The sequence below is a fragment of the Streptomyces sp. NPDC050549 genome, assembly GCF_040655035.1.
Taxonomy (GTDB): Bacteria; Actinomycetota; Actinomycetes; order Streptomycetales; family Streptomycetaceae; genus Streptomyces.
This window is the reverse complement of sequence record NZ_JBFAJD010000026.1, coordinates 1-17,706: the sequence shown is the minus strand read 5'-3', so window position 1 is coordinate 17,706 and position 17,706 is coordinate 1. Positions and strand designations below refer to the sequence as shown.

Genomic DNA, 17,706 nt, shown 5'->3' with positions numbered 1-17,706 from the left:
TACACCAAGGCAAGTTGACAGTCATCTTCCGGTGGACCCACGATGTGCAGACGCTGTGGCGCATATGACCAGTGGGCCCAGTGTTTCTCGCGTTGCTCCACACCCTCCACACCCTGTACACGCCAGATGGGATCAGTATGTCCATAGCCAGTCGTGTCACCGTGCGCCGCCTGTTGGGGACAGGCGCCGCCTCCCTCGCCCTCGCCGCCGCCTCCGTGGGTGCCGCGTCCGGCGCCTGGGCCACCGGCGGACACGGCGGCGGCGGTGACGGCTGGGAGTCCGGCGGCCACTACCGCCCGGGCTCGGGCGCCGGCACGGTCACCGAGACCGAGGGCTGCCAGTTCTCGCTGGACGGCACCAGCTTCTTCCCCTCCGTCAAGGTCGACGACCAGAACCTGAAGCCCACGGACGACGGCAAGGTCCACATCAAGGTCCGCACCGCCGGTGACGCCTCCACCTGCACCGCCTCGCTCGCCTCGTACATCGCGCACGGCCCGACCTTCGCCACCTCCGGCCAGCAGGTCTTCGTCGACTTCGACACGGTCACCGTGAAGAAGGGCCAGACCGACTCGCTCGACATCGCGGTGCCGGACGAGGGCTGCTTCGCGCAGATCGACCTCTACCGCGGCGCGGTCAAGTTCGACGGCAACCCCGCCGCCGGCGACGGCTTCGTCCACGGCGACCTGCCCAAGGGCCCCGACCACACGGTCATCAAGGACAAGCTGATCGCGGCCTGGAACGGCGGCACGAAGGACTGCACGACCACCGAGTCCCAGCCGCCGTCCCCGTCGGCCCCCGCCTCGGTCCCTCCGTCGGCCCCGGAGTCCACCCCGCCCGCCTCCGAGTCCCCGACCCCGACCCCGAGCGCCTCGGAGTCGATTCCGGCGGCCTCGCCGTCCAACCCGACCCCGGTCGCCTCCGGTTCGAGCAGCGCCCCGGCGGCGCCCTCGCCCAACGGTGGCGGCGGCGACCTGGCCGAGACCGGTGGCGGCAGCAACACGGGCGTGATCGTCGGCGGCGCGGCGGCGCTCCTGGCGGGCGGCGCGGCGATCGTGGTGGCGACGCGACGCCGGCAGGCCTCGCACTCGTAGCGTTCGAAGGTGGCGGGCTGGGCCGGGGACTCACCCCGGTCTAGCCCTCCACCGTCTCCAGCCAGAGCTTCACGTACCGCTCCACATCCACGTCCAACCCCACGTCCACCAGGGCCTGTTCGCGTGCCCCGTCGTGGATCTCGGACTCGCCGTGGCGCGGGCGCCGGTCGACGACGGTCTGTCCCCGCCCGGGGCCCGGCGCGAGGGAGACCTCGACCGGCAGGAGGCGGGTGGTGAGGCCGGCCGGGTCGGCGACCGCGCAGACCGCGCCCGCGTCGCCGAGGCCGCCGGTGGGGGTGGGGTCGCCGGAGGCGGCCGGGTCGCGGTGGGCGAGGAGGTCGCCGGCCAGTTTCAGGCGGGGTTCCGTGCTCTGCCGCAGGCGCTGGACGTCGGCGGCCGGGACCTGGACGCGTTCGAAGACGTCCAGCCCGTACATCGTGATCGGCACCCCTGCCGTGAGGAGGATCGCCGCCGCCTCCGGGTCGTGCCACACGTTGAACTCCGCGACGGGCGTGGCGTTCCCGACCGCCACCGCGCCGCCCATGAACACGATCCGCTCGATGTTGCGGGTCACCTCGGGGAACGTCCGCAGCAGCAGCGCGATGTTCGTCAGCGGTGCGGTGGGGATCAGGGTCACCGGGCTCGGCGAGGCCAGGATCTCGCGGCGCAGCAGCGTCACCGCGTCCACGTCGACGGGCGTGCGCGCCGACGTGGGCAGCCCCATGTCGCCCATGCCGTCCTGCCCGTGGACGTGCGCGGCCGACCGGGCCGGTTCGATCAGCGGCCGGGCGGCACCGCGCGCGACCGGGATGTCACCGGCCCCGGCGTGGTCCAGGACGATCAGGGTGTTCCGTACGACCTGGTCCACGTCCGTGTTCCCGGCCACGCAGGTGACCGCCCGCAGGTCCAGACCCGGGTGCCGGACGGCGAACAGCAGCGCCAGGGCGTCGTCGACCCCCGTGTCGCAGTCGATGATCACGGGGATGGGCTGACCGGTCACGGCAGGGTCCTCTCGGGTACGGATCACTGGCTCGACAGCGACCTTACGCATCCGCCCACAGTTCGGCGCCGCGCGCCCCGACCCGGGCGGTGACGCGGTCCAGCAGTCCGGCGGCGGGCTGCGGGTCGACCCGGCGGCCGTCCCTCAGTCGTACGGCGACCAGGCCCGCGTCGGCCTCCCGTTCACCGATCACCGCCTGGTACGGGACCAGCCGCGCCGCCCGGATCCGGGCGCCGAGGCTGCCCTCGACGGCGACCTCGGCACGCAGTCCGCGGGCGCGGGCCTGCTCGGCGAGGTCGTAGGCCTGCCGCTCCTGCGCCTCCGAGACCGGGAGGACGGCCAGCTGCACCGGCGCCAGCCACGCCGGGAACGACCCGCCGTGCTCCTCCACCAGGTGCGCCACCGCCCGCTCCACACTCCCGATGACACTGCGGTGCACCATGACCGGCCGGTGTTTCGCGCCGTCGGCGCCGATGTAGTGCAGGTCGAAGCGTTCGGGCTGGTGGAAGTCGATCTGGACGGTGGAGAGGGTGGCCTCGCGGCCGGCCGCGTCCTCGATCTGGACGTCGATCTTCGGGCCGTAGAAGGCGGCCTCGCCCTCGGCGGACTCGTAGGCGATGCCCGATCCGTCCAGGACTTCTCTCAGCAGTTCGGTGGCCCGGCCCCAAAGGGCCGGATCGGCAACGTACTTGCCGCCCTCTCCCGGCAGCGACAGCCGGTGGCGGGAGGCGCGGATGCCGAGGTCGGCGTAGGCGCGGGCGATGAGGGCGAGGGCGGCGCGGGCCTCCTCGACGGCCTGGTCGAGGGTGCAGAAGATGTGGGCGTCGTTGAGCTGGATGGCGCGGACGCGGGTCAGGCCGCCGAGGACGCCGGAGAGTTCGGAGCGGTACATGCCGCCCAACTCAGCGATGCGGAGGGGAAGTTCGCGATAGCTGTGGGACCGGGAACGGTAGATGAGGGCGTGATGCGGACAGAGGCTGGGACGCAGTACGACCTCCTCCGCGCCCAGTCGCATCGGCGGGAACATATCGTCGCTGTAGTGCGACCAGTGCCCGGAGATCTCGTACAGCTCACGCTTGCCGAGGACGGGCGAGTACACGTGCCGGTATCCGGCCGCACACTCCAACTCCCTTACGTACTCCTCCAGTTGATGCCGGACGACGGCGCCGTCCGGCAGCCAGTACGGGAGTCCCGCGCCCATCAGGGGGTCGGTGTCGAAGAGGCCGAGTTCGCGGCCGAGACGTCGGTGGTCGTACATGGTGAACTCCTCGCGGAAGAAAGGGCCGAGAGGCGAGCACCACGCGACGAAGCCCCGGGGCACTCGCCCCGGGGCTTCGACTTGGGTCAGCAGTCAGCGCGCCGGGACACTCTCCGGCGTCGTCGTGGAGGAACAGGCGCGCTTCATGCGACGGACCGTAGCAGTCGGACGACCGCCGCCGCGACGGAATTGATCAGGCGAGCTTCTTGAGCAGCTCGTCCGCGACCGGTGCGGAGGACGCCGGGTTCTGGCCGGTGACGAGGTTGCCGTCGACCACGACGTACGGGGCCCACGGCTCGCCCTGCCGGAAGTCCGCGCCGAGCTCCACCAGCCGGTCCTGGAGCAGCCACTTCACCTTGTCGGCGAGGCCGCCCTGGGTCTCCTCGGCGTTGGTGAAACCGGTGAGCCGACGCCCGGCGAAGGCGTTGGTGCCGTCCTCCTTGGTGGCCGGGAGGAGCGCGGCCGGGCCGTGGCAGACCACGCCGAGCGGCTTGCCGGAGGCGAGGGCCAGAGTGAGGAGCCGGCCGGAGTCGGCGTCGACGGCGAGGTCCTCCATCGGGCCGTGGCCGCCGGGGTAGTAGACGGCGGCGTAGTCGGCGAGGTCGACCTCGGTCAGCTTGACCGGGTGCTGGAACTCGGCGCTCGACGCGAGTACGGCGGCGACGCGGTCGGCGTTCTCCTGGCCGCCGTTGTAGTCGGGGGCGAGGCTGCCCCGGTCCACGGGCGGTACGACACCGCCGGGCGTCGCGACGACGACCTCGTGACCGGCCGCCTTGAAGGCCTCGAACGGGGTGACGGCCTCCTCGGCCCAGTAGCCGGTGGGGTGCAGGGTGCCGTCGGCCAGGGTGAGGTGGTCGGCGCCGGTCAGCACGAAGAGGATCTTCGACATGGGGGGTCTCCAGGAGATCGGGTCGGCGAGGTGACTTCGACAGTAGGCGGGGTGAGGAAGGGCGGCCAATGAGGAATCGAATGGCCGGTATTGGTTTCCCGATGGCCCACGGTGAGCCCGGCAGTCACCCGGACGGCCCGGCGCGCTGGTGGGCGGGCGCGGGCGATGGTGCCGTGGGAGCACGCTCCGACATCCGCGTCACGCGTCCGCCCCAGGAGGGACCCTCGATGACCCGTTCCCCGGCCCGTGTCCTCCTCCTCGCCTCGGCACTGTCGGCGGGCACCCTGCTGACGGCCGCGGGCTGCGCGAACGAGGCCGCCCTGCACAAGGTGACGAGCGCGCCCTCCCCCTCGGCCGTACGAACCCCCGCCGCGCACGCGTCCCCGGCGGCAGCCCCCGTCCTCACCCAGGCACAGGCGCAGACCGCACTGATCACGGACACGGACCTGGGCGCCCCCTGGACCCCGACCCAGGGCACGGCGACCTGGCGCGACAGCCTCCTCAAGGCGAAGACCGCCGACCCCGACTGCCAGCGCCTCCTGGACGCGCTCTACGCCGACGAACTCCTCGGCACTCCCGCCACCGCTCAGGCTGTGATCGGCCTCGACGACACCGACGACGAGGCCCAACTCCACTACCAGGTGGCCGCGTTCAAGTCCGCCGACGTGGACCGCACCCTGGCCTGGCTGAAGACGCTCCCACAGAAATGCGCCCAGTTCACGGCGACGACAACACGCTCGGGCGTCCAGACCGTGACGGTCACTGAGGCGACCCTCCCGAACGTCGGCGACGCCCGCGAGGGCCTCCACCTCACCCTCACCGGCACCACCCCGGAGGGCGACCAGTCCACCCTCACCCTCGACACCGCCGCCGTCCGCATCGGCGACGACACGATCACCCTCACGAACGGCGGGCTGGCGAACGTACCCCCGGACGCGATGAGCCGGGCACTGGAGATCGGGGCGCAGCGGTTGACCGATGTGCAGCGGCAGGGGCGGGTGCAGGTCTAACGACCCGCAGCGGTCACCGCCTACCGCTTACCTCCTACCGCTTCTCGTACGGATCCGCCGGCTGCTTCACCTGGGTGACGGTCGTCGCGTCGAGGAGTGGGGGCCACGCCCCGTCCGTGCCGAGTTTCCCCTTGGGGAGCCAGGTCCCGGTGACCGTGACCCAGGTGTCGGTCTGGGGGGCGTCGTCGGACTCGGTGCCCCTGATCTCGACCTTGCTGGTCGTGGCGTCGGCGGCGCAGCAGGTGACGACCAGGCGGGTGACGTACCAGGCGCCGTTCGAGCCGTGGGTGACGAAGCCCGTCATACGGACCGTGCGGCCCTTGAGGGAGTGACCGGTGTCGTAGATCGCCCGTGAGCTGTACCGGGCCACCGAGATGTCCAGCACCTTGGCGGCGGGCAGCGCGGGAAAGGTGCCCACGCCCTGTGCCGCGAGTTGCGTCTGCTCGCGCCCCGCGCTGTACGACCCGAGCGCGGGGGGAGGGAAGAGGAGCAGGGCGAGGGCGGGGAGGGCGAGGAGCCAGGCGATGCGGGGGCCGTGGGAGTGGGAATGCCCCTCCTCCTCTTCCTCGTGCTCCTCCTCATGGGCCCGGTGGCTCATCCCCCTGACCGCCGCCACGACCCCCAACAGGATCAACAGCGAACCGGAGATCACCAGATACGGCCGCAACGCCGCCTGCACATACCGCAGATACAGGTCGCTGAAGAGGGAGATCCGCAGGACCGCACCGCCCGTCAGCAAGAGCAGGACCGCCGGGCCGTAGCGCCTCACAACAACCACCACCCCACCAGCGTGCTGCTCGTCACGGCGACCAGCCAGGTCGTCGAGGAGAAGCGGAACGCGAAGGAACGACCGAACGTGCCTGCCTGCAGCGCGATCAGCTTCAGGTCGACCATCGGGCCCACCACCATGAACGCCAGTTTCGCGGCCGGCGAGAAGCCGCTCAGCGAGGCCGCGACGAACGCGTCCGCCTCGCTGCACACGCACAGCACCACCGCCAGCAGGGCCAGCAGGAGCAGCGACAGCCAGGACGAACCCGTGAAGATGTCCAGGATCGAGCGCGGTACGGCGATGTTGAAGGTCGCCGCCGCCGCCGCGCCCAGCACCAGGAAACCGCCGGCGTGGAGGAAGTCGTGCTGCAGGCCCGCGACAAACGCCTTCACACCCACCGCCGAGTGCTCGGCGGACCGCGTGCGCTTCGGGAGTCGTAGCCACTCCTCCTTGCCGAAGCGCGCCCACAGCCAGCCCATCACCACCGCCGTCGCGAGGGAGGCGACCAGGCGGCCGAGCACCATCTTCGGCTGACCGGGGAACGCGATCGAAGTGGCCACCAGGACAACCGGGTTGATGGCCGGGGCGGACAGGAGGAAGGCCAGCGCCGCGGCCGGTGCCACTCCCCGCCGCATCAGACTGCTCGCCACCGGGACCGACGCGCACTCACAACCCGGGAGTACTACTCCTGCCGCGCCCGCGATCGGGACGGCCAGCGCCTGGTTGCGGGGGAGGAGTTTGGTGAACACCCGCGCGGGCACGAACGCGCCGATCGCCGCCGAGACCACCGTGCCCAGCAGGAGGAAGGGGACGCCCTGCACGGCCACCGCCGTGAAGACCGTCCACCAGGCCGCCACGGGCGGGGTGTAGAGGTCGATCGCCAGCATCGGGCCGAGGACGGAGACGACCGTCGCGATGGCTATGAGGGCGGCGCCGCCGAGTACCGCGTAGACCATGGCGCGTACAGCCAGGCGCAGGCCGTCGACCACGGTCCGTTCGTTCTGCACGCGCCTGTCTCATCCCGTTTCGCACGATTACGCCTCGTACTCGTACGTGGCACCGTAACCGTCGGCGCTGTGCGGTATCCCCGATTCGTCAAAGAGGAGGCTGTGCGGGCGCCGGTCCGAGGGTCGTCGTCCCGGGGGCCGTACGGTGGCCGAGGCCCGTGCGGTAGGCGTCGAGCGCCGCTTCCACCCGGCCGGTACGGCGGAGCAGATCGCCGAGCATCCGGCAGAGGTCGGCGAGGTCACCGGCCGCGCCCGCGCGTTCCAGGAGGCTGAGGGCGCGGACGTAGTGTTCCTCGGCCGCGTCCGTGTCGCGGGCGTCCTCGGCGATGATGCCGAGGAGGCGGTGGGCGGCGGCGGCGTGGAGGGCGCCGCGTTCGGAGCTGAGGTCGTTGAGGACGTCGTGGAGGAGGGTGGCGGCCTCCTCGGACTTGCCTCGCTTGTGCAGTACGTCGGCCAGTTCCACCGCGACCTGGCTGCTGTACAGCGCCGCCCGCTTCGCCGTCAGCATGGCCAGCGCCTGCCTCAACTCGACCTCGGCGCGCTCCAGTTCGCCGTCCTGGGCGTAGACGTAGCCGCGCATCCAGTGGCAGTTGGCGAGTTCGGTGCGGAACTGGAGCTGCCGGTACAGATCGGCGGCCTTCGCGAGCGAGGCGTCTGCCTCCGCGACCTTGCCCTCCGCTATCAGCGTCCGCGCCACCGAACGGTGCATGCGTGCCAGCAGCGCCGGGTCCGCCACCTGCGGCGCGAGCGCGAGCGCCAGCTCCGCCGCCTGGGCGGCCCTCGCGTGGGCACCCATGTCCATGTACGGCCCTATCGCGCTCGCGTAGAGAAGCAGGAGCGCGTCGGGGTCGTGCAGGCCGGCGCGGTTCAGCTCGTCGAGCGTGGACTCCAACAGGTATACGGCGTAACGGAGTTCACCGGTGAGGTAGTGCGCCACGGCTCGGCCGCGGATGGCGGGGACGCGGGCGGGAAGGGGTTCGTCGGCGAGGCGCCGCTCGGCGCGCTCGAAGTGCAGGCGGGCGGCGGTGAGATCACCGGTGTCGAGACCGCACTCGCCCAGTCCGAGCAGTGCGATGGCTTCCTCGTCCACCAGCCCGTGCGACTCCGCCTCCGCGAGCAGTTCGGCGTACTGCTCTGCCGCTTCCTCCGACTCCCCTGTCGCCAGGGTGCGTTGGGCGCCGGTCAGCCGCAGGCGCAGCTCGGTGGCGAGGTGGGCGGGGCGGCCGGTGGCCAACTCGTCGTAGGCGACGCCGAGCCGTTCCGCGAGGTGGCGCAGCGCGTCGTCGGAGGGGCGGACCCGGCCGGCCTCAAGGGTGGAGATGTACGCGGGCGTGTAGGCGGGCTCGGCCAACTGCCGCTGGGTGAGCCCGCGTTCGTGCCGCAACTGCTGGACCCTGCGCCCGATGACTTCCGGGTCGTCCCGTCTCACCATGCATTAATCATGCCAGTAAGCAGAGTTACAGACTGGCGAGTAACTCAGTTACACGGCGAGTGAGTTGATGAAGTCCTCGAAGCGGCGACGGGACACGGTGAGAACGGCTCCGCCGGGGTTCTTCGAGTCACGGATCGCGATGTGAGGGGTGAGGTCAGCGACCTCCACGCAGTCGCCGCCGTTGCTGCCGCTGTAACTGGACTTACGCCACGTCGTCTGTCGCCGAGTCTCCATAACGTTCCTCCATCACGCGCGCGATCAGGTCGGCCGACTCTTCCACCGAGAGGGCCCCGGCCTGCAAGCGAGCGTATCCGACCGAACGCTCCTTGATGACGTCCGGGTTGGCAGTCATGTGCCCCTGGTCGTAACCCTCGGAGTAGTAGATGTCCGGGTCGTCGTCGAAGCGCAGGAGGTTGAAGGAACCCATCGTCGCGGAGTGCGCGCCCAAGGCGAACGGCAGCACCTGGATGTTCACCCAGGGGTTGTCCCGGTAACTCGCCAAGCGGGCAAGCTGCTTGCGCATCACCTCGCGACCGCCGACCTCCCGGAGCAGCACGGCATCGTCCAGAACGACCCACACGGCGGGCGGCTGCTTCTTCTCCAGAATGTGCTGCCGCTCCATCCGGGCCGCGACCATCTCCTCGATCCTGTCCGGGTAGTCGACGGCCAGCACCGCCGCCGCGTACTCCGGGGTCTGCAGAAGACCGTGCACCACCTGACACTGATACGTCGAGATGAACGCCGCCTTCGCCTCCATCTCGGCGTACGGCTGGAACCACTTCGGCAACTGGCTGCGCAGTACCAGCTTGAGCAGGCGGCTGAAGAACCCGTCCGTCATGAACGCCGCGTCGAGCGCCTCCGCGAACGTCCGGCTCGGGACCTTCGCCGCCGTCTCGACCTGGCCGATCAGGGAGCCCGTGCAGTAGATCACCTTGCCGAGCTGCTCCAGCGTCATCCCGGCGGCCTCGCGCAGGCGCCGCGCCTCGTAGCCGAAGTAGTCCAACGGGGATGCGCTCGGGTCGAGTTGACGAACGTGGACCATGTGACAGCCACCTCCGAGTAGTTACGGCCTGTCGCCGAGCGTAACCATTGCGTCGCATACCGGTGACGGGAATCACCTAACCCACCCGCGCCGGACTGACGTACGGTGGAGAAATGTCCCCTTTGGCCAAGATCAGCAGCGAGTACGGGCCCCGCTTCGCGGAGTTCGCGTTCGAGCCCGCCTTCACGGCCGCGGTGGACCAGCACGTGGCGGAGCTGCGGGAACGCCTCTCGGCGACCGGTCCCGACCTCGTACCCCCGCCTCCGGAGCACGCCGAACTCGCGGACTACGCGCTCGGTTTTCTGGACGCGCTCGCGGAGCTGGACTGGCGGGAGCCGGTCGGGCACGACTACGCGGTGTGCAGGCTGACGGCCATCAGCTGGCTGGTGCACCGGCACGGGCTGCTCCCGGAGCAGCGCCGGGGTGACTGAAAACAGGTTTCCGTTGGCTCAACTCCCCCTGAAGCCCTTCCCGTTGCGCACTCCAACCCCTTAAGTTAGGCACGCATTAAGCGTGCTTAACTCGTTGCTGTCATTGCCGTCGCTGTCACTGTCGTTGCGAGGTTGGTATGTCCGCGCGTTACGTCAGAGGATTCTGCGCCGCCGTCATCGCCGTAGCCGCCCTGATCGGCGCGGCAGCGGCAAGCCCGGCCAAGGCGGCGGACCGCCTGCCGGCGTCCCACTCGGACGCGAGCGTCACGTCCGTGCGCGGGTAGAGCGGCAGACCGCCGGTCTCGACCTGCCACTGGTACGTCCGCCCGCCGTCACGCGGGTCGACGATCAGGCAGTGGGGGATGCCCGTCGCCGGGTGGTCGCGGCTCTTGTCCTCGTAGCCGGTGCGGGGGTTCGACGAGGAGACGACCTCGACGGCCGGCAGGGGCACGGTGGCCCCGCCCGTGGTGACGACGAGGTCGGGGACACGGGGCTTGCCGAGGACATCGCTGCCGAGGTCGGCGGCCTCGAAGACACCGACACCGTCCGGGAGTTGCGGAACGAGTTGATCACGCACGTCCGCAACCGTGACCTCGTGCCGGCGACAGGGGCTCATCGTCACGACGAAGACGGCCCGCTCGGTCGTACCGCTGTCCCCCTCCAGGCAGTACGACCGAGCGTAGCCGTACGGTCACATGTCCGACGCCCCCGGCATCTCCGTCCGCTCCCGCACCGGCTGGTTCCCCATCGCGTCCGCGCGGCCCGCCTGGTACGCCGTGAGGCTGCCCTTCGCGTTGGTCGTCTCGCGCTCCGCCGCCATCAGCATCCGCTCCATGCGCTGGCGCATCGGCCCGATCATGCCGCCGCCGACACCGACGACCATGATTCCGGCGACGGTCCCGAGGGCCGCGTACAGGACGGGCTGGGTGACCGACGTCGCGATGCCGGCCTGGCCGAGCGCGGCGATCACACCGAGCGCCACGATGCAGGCCCAGACGATCGTCGCGAGCATCCTGCCGTACGACATCGACGACAGCGCGCTGCCCACGATCCCGCGCACCGCGTTCGCGATGGCCATCGCCACGACGATCAGGACCACCGCGACGATGCCGCGCGGCAGCCAGGCGACGATGCCGTTGATCATCGTGCTGACCGGGTTGGTGCCGAAGACGCCGAGCGCGAGCTGAAGGGTGACCAGCATCAGCGCGTAGTACACGATCTTGCAGACGATGCCGGTCATGTCGTACTTGGAGTCCCGCAACATCCGTGCCGTACCGGCCCGTTCGGACAGCCGCTCCGAGCCGACCCTGCGCAGCACGCGGTCCAGGACGCGGGCGATCAGCTTCGACACGAACCAGCCGATGACCAGGATGACCAGGAAGCCGATGAGTTTGGGCACGAACTGCGCGATCTTCGACCAGGCGTCGTTCAGGCCCTGGGTGAAGTCGACGGCGAGGGTGGATTCAGGGACAGTCATGAGCGGCACTTCCTTCGGTGGGTACTACCAACCCCCTGTCACCAACAAGTGGAGCAGCGCGGCGGAAGCGCGGCCGCGTGGGCTGAGCCGTACGGGTGAGCGGTGTCCGGTCCGGTCGGCCCCGCACCGTGGTGACGCGTTCGCCAGTTCGGCGAAATGCCTCCCTCCGTTTGATAGAAAGCCCTTCCATCGGACCCTCCCCGTCTGCCAATCTCTGTTCGCGCACCCCGGCTGTCATGTCCGGGGCGAGCGTGGACATGGACCGTCGACTGGAGCCCCCGATGTCCCGAACCAGGACCCACCGCCTCGGAAGAGCCGCCGCAGTCGTGGGCAGCGCCGTCGCCCTCACCGTCGCCCTGCCGTTCACCGCCTCCGCGGGCGTGCTGCAGAACCTGCCGGAGAACGCGACCACGTACGAGAAGAACTTCGAGCCGCTGTACGACTACGACACGGACTCCTGCTACCCCGCCGCCGCCATCGACCCCGACGGCAACCTCAACGGCGGTCTGAAGCCGACCGGTTCCGTCACCGGCAGCTGCCGCACCGGTCACCTCGACCACGCCAACACCTACTCGCGCACCAAGTGCAACAACGGCTGGTGCGGAACCATCTACGCCAGCTACTTCGAGAAGGACGAGGCCTCCCCGGGCATCGGCCACCGCCACGACTGGGAATGCATCGTCGTCTGGGTCAAGCAGGGCGACTCCACCCCGTCGTACCTGTCCGCCTCCCAGCACGGCGACTTCGAGACCGAGGCGGTCGCCGACGTGCCGATGAGCAGCCAGCGCGTCCAGGTCGTCTACCACAAGGACGGCCTGAGCACCCACGACTTCCGGTTCGCCAAGTGGGGCGAGACCCCGGAGAACGACGACGGCGCCTGGCACCAGGAGAACCTGCTCACCTGGGAGAACATGGCGTCCAACCTCCGCGACATCCTGAACGCCTCCGACTGGGGCGACGCCAACTTCCCGCTCCAGGACGCGAAGTTCGACGACCACCTCAACAAGGCCAAGCCGAGCGCGATCACGTTCGACCCGTACGCCTGACCGGCCCTCCCCGGGCGATGCCCCAGGCGATCACCTACGTCGTCGCCTGGGGGTCGCGCCATGTGATCACCCTCGCGACCGCCCTACGCTGACGCCATGACGTCTGCCGCCGCGCGCACCGCACTCGACCTCACCGCCGACCTCCCGGTCCCCGGCCTGGAGGACTTCTACCGGGACCTGCACCGCCACCCCGAGCTCTCCGGCCGCGAACACCGCACCGCCGCCAAGCTCGCCGAACGACTCACCAAGGCGGGCTACGACACGGTCGAGGGCATCGGCGGCACCGGCGTCGCCGCGGTGCTGCGCAACGGCGAGGGCCCGACCGTGCTGCTGCGCGCCGACATGGACGCGCTGCCGGTGCAGGAGGAGACGGGACTGCCGTACGCCTCCACTGTGGACGGCGCGATGCACGCCTGCGGGCACGACCTGCACGTCACCTGGCTGACGGGCGCCGCCGAGGCGCTGGCCGCCGGGCGGGACACCTGGTCGGGGACGCTGGTGCTGGTGGGGCAGCCCGCCGAGGAGACGGGCGGCGGCGCGGCGGCGATGGTCGCCGACGGTCTGTACGAGCGCGTCCCGCGTCCGGACGCGGCGCTCGCCCAGCACGCGGCGCCGGGCCCCGCCGGGTTCTACCCGCACGTGCCCGGCCTGATCATGTCGGCCTCCACGGACATCGACATCGAGATCCACGGGCTCGGCGGCCACGGCTCCCGCCCCGAGTCGACGGTCGACCCGGTCGTCACGGCCGCCTACCTGGTCACCCGGCTGCAGACGGTCGTCTCCCGCGAGATCGCCGCCCGCGACTCCGCAGTCCTGACCGTGGGCCGCATCGAGGCCGGCACCCGGCACAACATCATCCCGACCACCGCCCGGATCTCCCTCAATCTGCGCACCCAGTCCGCCGACGTACGGGACCGGATGATCGCCGCGATCCGCCGGATCGCGTCCGGCGAGTGCATCGCCGCCGGCTGCCCGCGCGAGCCCGAGGTGACCGTCGGGACCAGCCTCCCCACGATGGTCAACGACGCGGACACCGACCGCCGGATCGCCGCCGTGCACACCGAGGTCCTCGGCGCGGGCACGGTCTTCGACCCCGGCCCGGCGACGGGCAGCGAGGACTTCCCCCGCCTCGTCCCGGACGGGGTGCCGTACTCCTACTGGTTCGTGACGAGCACCCCGGCTGCCACCTGGGACGCGGCCCCCGGCACCGACCTGATGGAGAAGTTCCACGCCGTCCCCAGCAACCACAGTCCGAACTTCGCACCCGACCTGGTGACAGTCGTGCCGGGGGTACGGACCCTGGTGTCGGGGGCGTTGGAGATCCTGACGGTCGGCTGACTAGCCCTGCGGCTGGAGTTGGAGCAGCTGCTTGCGTACGTGGTCCAGGGCGCCCGCGCGGCGGCCGGGGACGCGTGCTCTCAACTCGGCGAGCGCGAGGCCGAGTTCGCGGGCGGTCGCGGGGTCGTGGATCTGTCCCCACTGGTGGTGGGCACGGTCGACCGCCGCCTCGACGGCGGGCACACCGGGTGACTGTCCCGCCGCCAGCCGCGCGGACGCCACCGCGAGCCAGGCCCCGCAACTGCGCACCGGGTCCCCGGCGAGCATCGCGAGATCGGCCCGCACTTCGGTCCAGTGCAGCGCCTGCTCCGAGCCCCGGCCGTGCGCCCGTAGGGCGGCCTGCTCGTGCTCGGCGGCGAGGGCGTCGGCGGCGGAGTGGCGGCCGGCCTGGACGGCGGTGGCGATGGCGGTATGGGGGTCGCTGTCCCAGTGGGGGGCGGTGTCCTTCGGACTCGGGGCGGTGTCCTTCGGACTTCGACCGGCACCTTCTTGACTTCCGCCGGCGGCCCTCGGGCTCGGGGCGAGGCCCTTCAGGCTTCGGCCGGCATCCTCTTGGCCGCCGTCGGTGTCCCTTTGGCTCCGGTCGCCATCCCGACCCCGTTCATTTTCCAGCCCGTCCGGGGGTCCCACCTCTGGGGGAGTTTGAGGACGAGGCCCCTCCACGGCCGACGGCGGTCTGGGGGCGAAGCCTCCAGGGACGCCCGCGCCGACAACCCCCGGCGCCGCGAGCAGCACGTCCGCGTACCCTTCGGCCCCGAGCCTGCCCACCGCCTCCTGATGCAACTGCTCCACCGGTGGCCGGTACCCGCTCCGCAACAGCGTCGCCACCGCCTTCATGTACGTCGGCACAGCCACCCCCCGCCGCGGCGGGGGCGGTGCGATGCGACCGTAAACGGCGTGTGTGCGGCCCGAGTCGAGCGGGTGGGCGCGCAGCCACTGCCAGGTCTCCGCGTCGGCGTGGAGGTCGAGCAGCAGGGTCGTCGTGCCCGGTGCGCGCAGGCGCAGCTCCTCGCGGATCCAGGCCCAGGGGAACGCGGTGTAGCGGACCGTCGCCGGGGTCGTACGCGCCAGCGCCAGGTGCGGAAGGTGCTGTTTGCGGTCGAGTTGGAGCTGCCCGGTGACGAACACCGTCAACGGTCCGGGGGCGGTCGCGGCGGCCCGCAGCCGGGTCAGTACCGCCTGCGGCTCCAACGGGTCGGCGAGTTCGACGACGTTGGCCGTCTCCGTGCCGGACAGCACGGCCGGGGCGACGGCAGCGAGCACCGGGAGCACGGACGCCGCGTCCACCAGCCGCCCCTTGCCCACCGGTGAGGCCGCGAGCAGCAGCACCGTCCCAGGCATGTGCCCTCCCCCGATAGAACCGTCGATCACTTGCGTACCTCAGCACCGTAGCCTCTGCCCAACCTCTGCTGCTGCAAAGGGTGATGTCAGATCCGGCGATATCAGGACCGCCGTACCGAGAAGATCGTGGTGTCGTCGGCGAGCCGGCCGCCGCAGTGGCGCAGGGTGCCGTCGCGCACGTAGGCGACCAGGCGGTGCGGGTCGGCGGTGTGCGGGTCGAGGTGGACGCCCTCGGTGACGTCGTCCTTGAGGGGGTAGAAGACGCCGACGCCGTCGCGGGCCTCGGTGACTCCGTCGGTGACGATGAGAAGGGTCTCGCCGGGGGCGAGGGTGATGCGGAGGGTCGGCGGCGGACCCTCCAGACCGGCCAACTCGCCCAGCCCCAGCGGGAGTCCGTGCCCGGGCGGCAGCGACCGTACGCCGAACGGGCCGACCACCAGCGGGGGTTCGTGGCCGAAGTTGACGACCTCGACCGTGCCCGGGTCGCCGGCGGGGAAGCTCAGCAGAACAGCCGTGGCGAAACGGTCGACGTCCTCGCGGCCGAGGGCGTTGAGATGCCGGCCGTGGCGCAGCATCCGGACCTCAAGACGGGCGGCGACAGTGCCGAGCTCCGCCTCGTGGTAGCCGGCCTCGCGGAACGTGCCGAGCAGCGCTGCCGCCGCCTCCACCGCGCCGAGGCCCTTGCCCTGGACATCGCCGATGAGGGCGCGGGTGCCGTGCAGGCCGGGCTGGATGTCGTAGAAGTCGCCGCCGACGCGGGCGACGGCATCCGCGGCGAGGTAGACGGCCGCGTGGTCGAGGCCGCCGAAGCCGGGCGGCAGCGGGCGCAGCAGGGTGCGGCGGGTGGTCTCGGCGACGTCCCGCATGTGCAGCATGCGGCGTTCGCCGCGGACCCGGACCACGCAGGCCAGCACGGCGAGGGCACCGCCGACGCCGACCAGGATGAAGTCGGGCAGGCCGGTCTGGTACTGGCGCGGCCAGGCGTGGTCGGCGAGCAGGTAGGTGGCCAGGCCCAGCACCGCGAACACGGCCGTGCCCCACACCCCGCAGATCGCCGCGGCGATACCGGGCACGAGCACGATCCAGGAGACGGTCCGGAACTCGCCGCCGGTGTACCAGTCGACCAGCAGGATGGTGACCAGCACCAGCAGCGGCGGCACCCAGGCGACGCTCCGCCCGCGCACGCGCAGCAGTTGCTGCCGCCGTAGGGCGTCGGTGTCGCCGGAGCCGGAGCGCACCGGTATGAGTCCGCGGCCGCCCACAGCCGTCAGTACGCGACCGAGATCCGGGTGCGCGGGTGGGCGTGCTGTTCGAGTTCGTCGACGAAGGCGACCGCGTAGTCCTCGGCGCTGACGAAGCTGCGGCCCCGGTCGTCGGTCATGAACTCGTCGCCGCCGACGCGGAAGCGGCCGGTGCGTTTGCCCGGGGCGATCTCGGCGGCGGGGGAGACGTAGGTCCAGTCGGGGTCGTCGAGGGTGCGGTAGTAGGCGAGCGCGTCGCGGTGGGCGAGGGCTTCGGGGAGGTAGGCCTCGGGGAAGCCGGGCTGGTCGCTGAGGGCCTGGCCCGGGGCGACCTCCAGGCCGCCGGCGCCGCCGACCACCAGGAGCCGCCCGACACCGGCCGCTCGGACGCCCGCGACGAGGCTCTCGTTGAGGGCGAGGAACGGGCCGCGCGGGTCGCTCCCGTCCCTCGGCGGTACACACGCGGAGGCGACCGCGTCGGCGCCGCGCGCGAGGTCCGCGACCTTCGCCTCGTCCGTCGCGTCGGCCGCGGTCGCGGTGACCCCGGGGACCGGTGACTGGCCGGAGCGGCTGACCGCCAGCACCTGGTGCCCGCGTGCCGAGGCCTCGGTGGCGATCCGGCTGCCGACCATGCCGGTGGCGCCGAAGAGTACGAGCTTCATGCGCCCCAGCGAAACATGGGCCAACCGTGGCCGCACCCCGACTTGCCACCGCCTCCCCCGGGGTGTGCATTGGTAGACGGGGGCGAGAGAGAGGAGTGCTCTCATGGCTCAAGCGGCACCCACGCCCGGCGGAATGACCGGCCGGACCTCTGGTGGATTCACCGGCCAACGCGGTCTGCCCGACATCTTCGACGCCCGCGTCCACCGCGTGGCGAAGGTCGCGGTCCCGGTCGTCCTCGGGCTCGTCTACGGCTACTGGGCGGCGGCCAACCGTCGCAGCGGCGGTCCCATCACGGGCTGGAACATCCTGTTCGGCTTCGTGACCGCGCTGGTGTTCATCGTGCTGTGCCTGGCGGTGGCCCGGTTCGCCCCGCTGCTCAAGCGCGAACTGCACTCGCTGGTGAAGTCCGGCTTCGCGGGCGCCGCGATCGGCTTCCTCTACAGCCAGACCGGCGAGAGCGTGCTGCGGTCCGCGGCCATCGGTCTCGCCACCACGGCGGGCGTGTTCCTGGTGTTCTTCTACCGCTACTACACGCGCGAGGACGGAGCGGGCAACCGCATCCGCTGACGCGGGACGGGTCATGGGAGTGGCCCCGGCCGGACGGCCGGGCAAGGTCTTCGACGTGGACGTGGCCGTCGGCCGGGACACCGAGCTGTCGTACAAGATCTTCC

At 71.2% G+C, this 17,706-nt stretch carries 19 protein-coding genes; 6 read left to right on the top strand and 13 right to left on the bottom strand.

The window, feature by feature from the left end; translation table 11 throughout:
- The first annotated feature begins 137 nt into the window (after positions 1–137).
- Positions 138–1,091 carry an LAETG motif-containing sortase-dependent surface protein gene (locus AB0I51_RS31305; RefSeq protein WP_362980905.1) on the top strand — a complete coding sequence of 318 codons (954 nt, stop codon included), beginning with the start codon at positions 138–140 and terminating at the stop codon, positions 1,089–1,091.
- Positions 1,092–1,131: 40 nt separating this feature from the next.
- On the opposite strand, the gene AB0I51_RS31300 is transcribed toward AB0I51_RS31305, so the two are convergent.
- The 3 genes from AB0I51_RS31300 to AB0I51_RS31290 form a co-directional block, all read right to left on the bottom strand.
- Positions 1,132–2,091, bottom strand: a complete 960-nt coding sequence (locus AB0I51_RS31300; RefSeq protein ID WP_362980903.1) for a nucleoside hydrolase — start codon at positions 2,089–2,091, stop codon at positions 1,132–1,134.
- Between the two features lie 43 nt (positions 2,092–2,134).
- Positions 2,135–3,412, bottom strand: a complete 1,278-nt coding sequence (gene thrS / locus AB0I51_RS31295; RefSeq protein WP_362980901.1) for a threonine--tRNA ligase — start codon at positions 3,410–3,412, stop codon at positions 2,135–2,137.
- A 130-nt stretch (positions 3,413–3,542) separates the two neighbouring features.
- Positions 3,543–4,238 (bottom strand): type 1 glutamine amidotransferase domain-containing protein, encoded by a 696-nt coding sequence (locus tag AB0I51_RS31290; RefSeq protein WP_362980899.1) that lies wholly within the window; start codon positions 4,236–4,238, stop codon positions 3,543–3,545.
- Between the two features lie 227 nt (positions 4,239–4,465).
- Here AB0I51_RS31290 and AB0I51_RS31285 point away from each other — a divergent pair, with 227 nt between their 5' ends.
- Positions 4,466–5,248: a hypothetical protein gene (locus AB0I51_RS31285; RefSeq protein ID WP_362980897.1), complete on the top strand. Its 783-nt coding sequence runs from the start codon at positions 4,466–4,468 to the stop codon at positions 5,246–5,248.
- Between the two features lie 34 nt (positions 5,249–5,282).
- Here the strand turns inward: AB0I51_RS31285 and AB0I51_RS31280 are convergent, their stop codons facing one another.
- The 5 genes from AB0I51_RS31280 to AB0I51_RS31260 all read right to left on the bottom strand — a co-directional run bounded on the left by AB0I51_RS31280 (position 5,283) and on the right by AB0I51_RS31260 (position 9,498).
- Complete coding sequence (locus tag AB0I51_RS31280; protein ID WP_362981127.1) at positions 5,283–6,017, bottom strand: TIGR03943 family protein; 735 nt, start codon at positions 6,015–6,017, stop codon at positions 5,283–5,285.
- Positions 6,014–6,973: a permease gene (locus tag AB0I51_RS31275; protein WP_362981125.1), complete on the bottom strand. Its 960-nt coding sequence runs from the start codon at positions 6,971–6,973 to the stop codon at positions 6,014–6,016. The genes AB0I51_RS31280 and AB0I51_RS31275 overlap by 4 nt, the downstream gene beginning before the upstream one ends.
- Before the next feature lie 139 nt (positions 6,974–7,112).
- The gene (locus tag AB0I51_RS31270) at positions 7,113–8,456 is read right to left on the bottom strand and encodes a tetratricopeptide repeat protein (RefSeq protein WP_362980895.1); all 1,344 of its coding nucleotides are present in this window, start codon (positions 8,454–8,456) and stop codon (positions 7,113–7,115) included.
- Positions 8,457–8,504: 48 nt separating this feature from the next.
- On the bottom strand, positions 8,505–8,690 hold the full coding sequence (locus AB0I51_RS31265) for a DUF397 domain-containing protein (RefSeq protein WP_362980893.1): 186 nt from the start codon (positions 8,688–8,690) through the stop codon (positions 8,505–8,507).
- Positions 8,659–9,498, bottom strand: coding sequence for a helix-turn-helix transcriptional regulator (locus AB0I51_RS31260; RefSeq protein WP_362980891.1), 840 nt, complete (start codon positions 9,496–9,498; stop codon positions 8,659–8,661). Before AB0I51_RS31260 ends, AB0I51_RS31265 begins: the two co-directional genes overlap by 32 nt.
- A 113-nt stretch (positions 9,499–9,611) precedes the next feature.
- Between AB0I51_RS31260 and AB0I51_RS31255 the strand changes: the two genes are divergently transcribed.
- Positions 9,612–9,929 (top strand): DUF6401 family natural product biosynthesis protein, encoded by a 318-nt coding sequence (locus tag AB0I51_RS31255; RefSeq protein WP_362980889.1) that lies wholly within the window; start codon positions 9,612–9,614, stop codon positions 9,927–9,929.
- Between the two features lie 148 nt (positions 9,930–10,077).
- On the opposite strand, the gene AB0I51_RS31250 is transcribed toward AB0I51_RS31255, so the two are convergent.
- Both AB0I51_RS31250 and AB0I51_RS31245 read right to left on the bottom strand, forming a co-directional pair.
- Positions 10,078–10,506 carry a hypothetical protein gene (locus tag AB0I51_RS31250; protein ID WP_362981137.1) on the bottom strand — a complete coding sequence of 143 codons (429 nt, stop codon included), beginning with the start codon at positions 10,504–10,506 and terminating at the stop codon, positions 10,078–10,080.
- Positions 10,507–10,620: 114 nt separating this feature from the next.
- The gene (locus AB0I51_RS31245; protein WP_362980887.1) at positions 10,621–11,406 is read right to left on the bottom strand and encodes a hypothetical protein; all 786 of its coding nucleotides are present in this window, start codon (positions 11,404–11,406) and stop codon (positions 10,621–10,623) included.
- 281 nt (positions 11,407–11,687) lie between these two features.
- On the opposite strand from AB0I51_RS31245, the gene AB0I51_RS31240 reads away from it, so the two are divergent.
- Together AB0I51_RS31240 and AB0I51_RS31235 are read left to right on the top strand one after the other, a co-directional pair.
- Positions 11,688–12,452 carry an NPP1 family protein gene (locus tag AB0I51_RS31240; RefSeq protein ID WP_362980885.1) on the top strand — a complete coding sequence of 255 codons (765 nt, stop codon included), beginning with the start codon at positions 11,688–11,690 and terminating at the stop codon, positions 12,450–12,452.
- 96 nt (positions 12,453–12,548) lie between these two features.
- Positions 12,549–13,790: an amidohydrolase gene (locus AB0I51_RS31235; protein ID WP_362980883.1), complete on the top strand. Its 1,242-nt coding sequence runs from the start codon at positions 12,549–12,551 to the stop codon at positions 13,788–13,790.
- Here AB0I51_RS31235 and AB0I51_RS31230 read toward each other — a convergent pair whose 3' ends face one another.
- The 3 genes from AB0I51_RS31230 to AB0I51_RS31220 all read right to left on the bottom strand — a co-directional run bounded on the left by AB0I51_RS31230 (position 13,791) and on the right by AB0I51_RS31220 (position 17,034).
- Positions 13,791–15,131 (bottom strand): hypothetical protein, encoded by a 1,341-nt coding sequence (locus AB0I51_RS31230; RefSeq protein ID WP_362980881.1) that lies wholly within the window; start codon positions 15,129–15,131, stop codon positions 13,791–13,793.
- Positions 15,132–15,232: 101 nt separating this feature from the next.
- Complete coding sequence (locus tag AB0I51_RS31225; protein ID WP_362980879.1) at positions 15,233–16,369, bottom strand: PP2C family protein-serine/threonine phosphatase; 1,137 nt, start codon at positions 16,367–16,369, stop codon at positions 15,233–15,235.
- Between the two features lie 29 nt (positions 16,370–16,398).
- Positions 16,399–17,034 carry an NAD(P)H-binding protein gene (locus tag AB0I51_RS31220; RefSeq protein WP_362980877.1) on the bottom strand — a complete coding sequence of 212 codons (636 nt, stop codon included), beginning with the start codon at positions 17,032–17,034 and terminating at the stop codon, positions 16,399–16,401.
- A 103-nt stretch (positions 17,035–17,137) separates the two neighbouring features.
- On the opposite strand from AB0I51_RS31220, the gene AB0I51_RS31215 reads away from it, so the two are divergent.
- Complete coding sequence (locus tag AB0I51_RS31215) at positions 17,138–17,602, top strand: hypothetical protein (protein WP_362980875.1); 465 nt, start codon at positions 17,138–17,140, stop codon at positions 17,600–17,602.
- Positions 17,603–17,706 lie beyond the last annotated feature (104 nt).

What these genes read in the sequence shown, in the direction of transcription:
- AB0I51_RS31255 (WP_362980889.1), top strand. Translation starts at nt 9,612, where the DNA reads ATGTCCCCTTTGGCCAAGATCAGCAGCGAGTACGGGCCCCGCTTCGCG.
- AB0I51_RS31230 (WP_362980881.1), bottom strand. Translation starts at nt 15,131, where the DNA reads ATGCCTGGGACGGTGCTGCTGCTCGCGGCCTCACCGGTGGGCAAGGGG.
- AB0I51_RS31245 (WP_362980887.1), bottom strand. Translation starts at nt 11,406, where the DNA reads ATGACTGTCCCTGAATCCACCCTCGCCGTCGACTTCACCCAGGGCCTG.
- AB0I51_RS31215 (WP_362980875.1), top strand. Translation starts at nt 17,138, where the DNA reads ATGGCTCAAGCGGCACCCACGCCCGGCGGAATGACCGGCCGGACCTCT.
- AB0I51_RS31260 (WP_362980891.1), bottom strand. Translation starts at nt 9,498, where the DNA reads ATGGTCCACGTTCGTCAACTCGACCCGAGCGCATCCCCGTTGGACTAC.
- AB0I51_RS31270 (WP_362980895.1), bottom strand. Translation starts at nt 8,456, where the DNA reads ATGGTGAGACGGGACGACCCGGAAGTCATCGGGCGCAGGGTCCAGCAG.
- AB0I51_RS31305 (WP_362980905.1), top strand. Translation starts at nt 138, where the DNA reads ATGTCCATAGCCAGTCGTGTCACCGTGCGCCGCCTGTTGGGGACAGGC.
- AB0I51_RS31290 (WP_362980899.1), bottom strand. Translation starts at nt 4,238, where the DNA reads ATGTCGAAGATCCTCTTCGTGCTGACCGGCGCCGACCACCTCACCCTG.
- AB0I51_RS31285 (WP_362980897.1), top strand. Translation starts at nt 4,466, where the DNA reads ATGACCCGTTCCCCGGCCCGTGTCCTCCTCCTCGCCTCGGCACTGTCG.
- AB0I51_RS31240 (WP_362980885.1), top strand. Translation starts at nt 11,688, where the DNA reads ATGTCCCGAACCAGGACCCACCGCCTCGGAAGAGCCGCCGCAGTCGTG.
- AB0I51_RS31220 (WP_362980877.1), bottom strand. Translation starts at nt 17,034, where the DNA reads ATGAAGCTCGTACTCTTCGGCGCCACCGGCATGGTCGGCAGCCGGATC.
- AB0I51_RS31235 (WP_362980883.1), top strand. Translation starts at nt 12,549, where the DNA reads ATGACGTCTGCCGCCGCGCGCACCGCACTCGACCTCACCGCCGACCTC.
- AB0I51_RS31275 (WP_362981125.1), bottom strand. Translation starts at nt 6,973, where the DNA reads ATGGTCTACGCGGTACTCGGCGGCGCCGCCCTCATAGCCATCGCGACG.
- AB0I51_RS31265 (WP_362980893.1), bottom strand. Translation starts at nt 8,690, where the DNA reads ATGGAGACTCGGCGACAGACGACGTGGCGTAAGTCCAGTTACAGCGGC.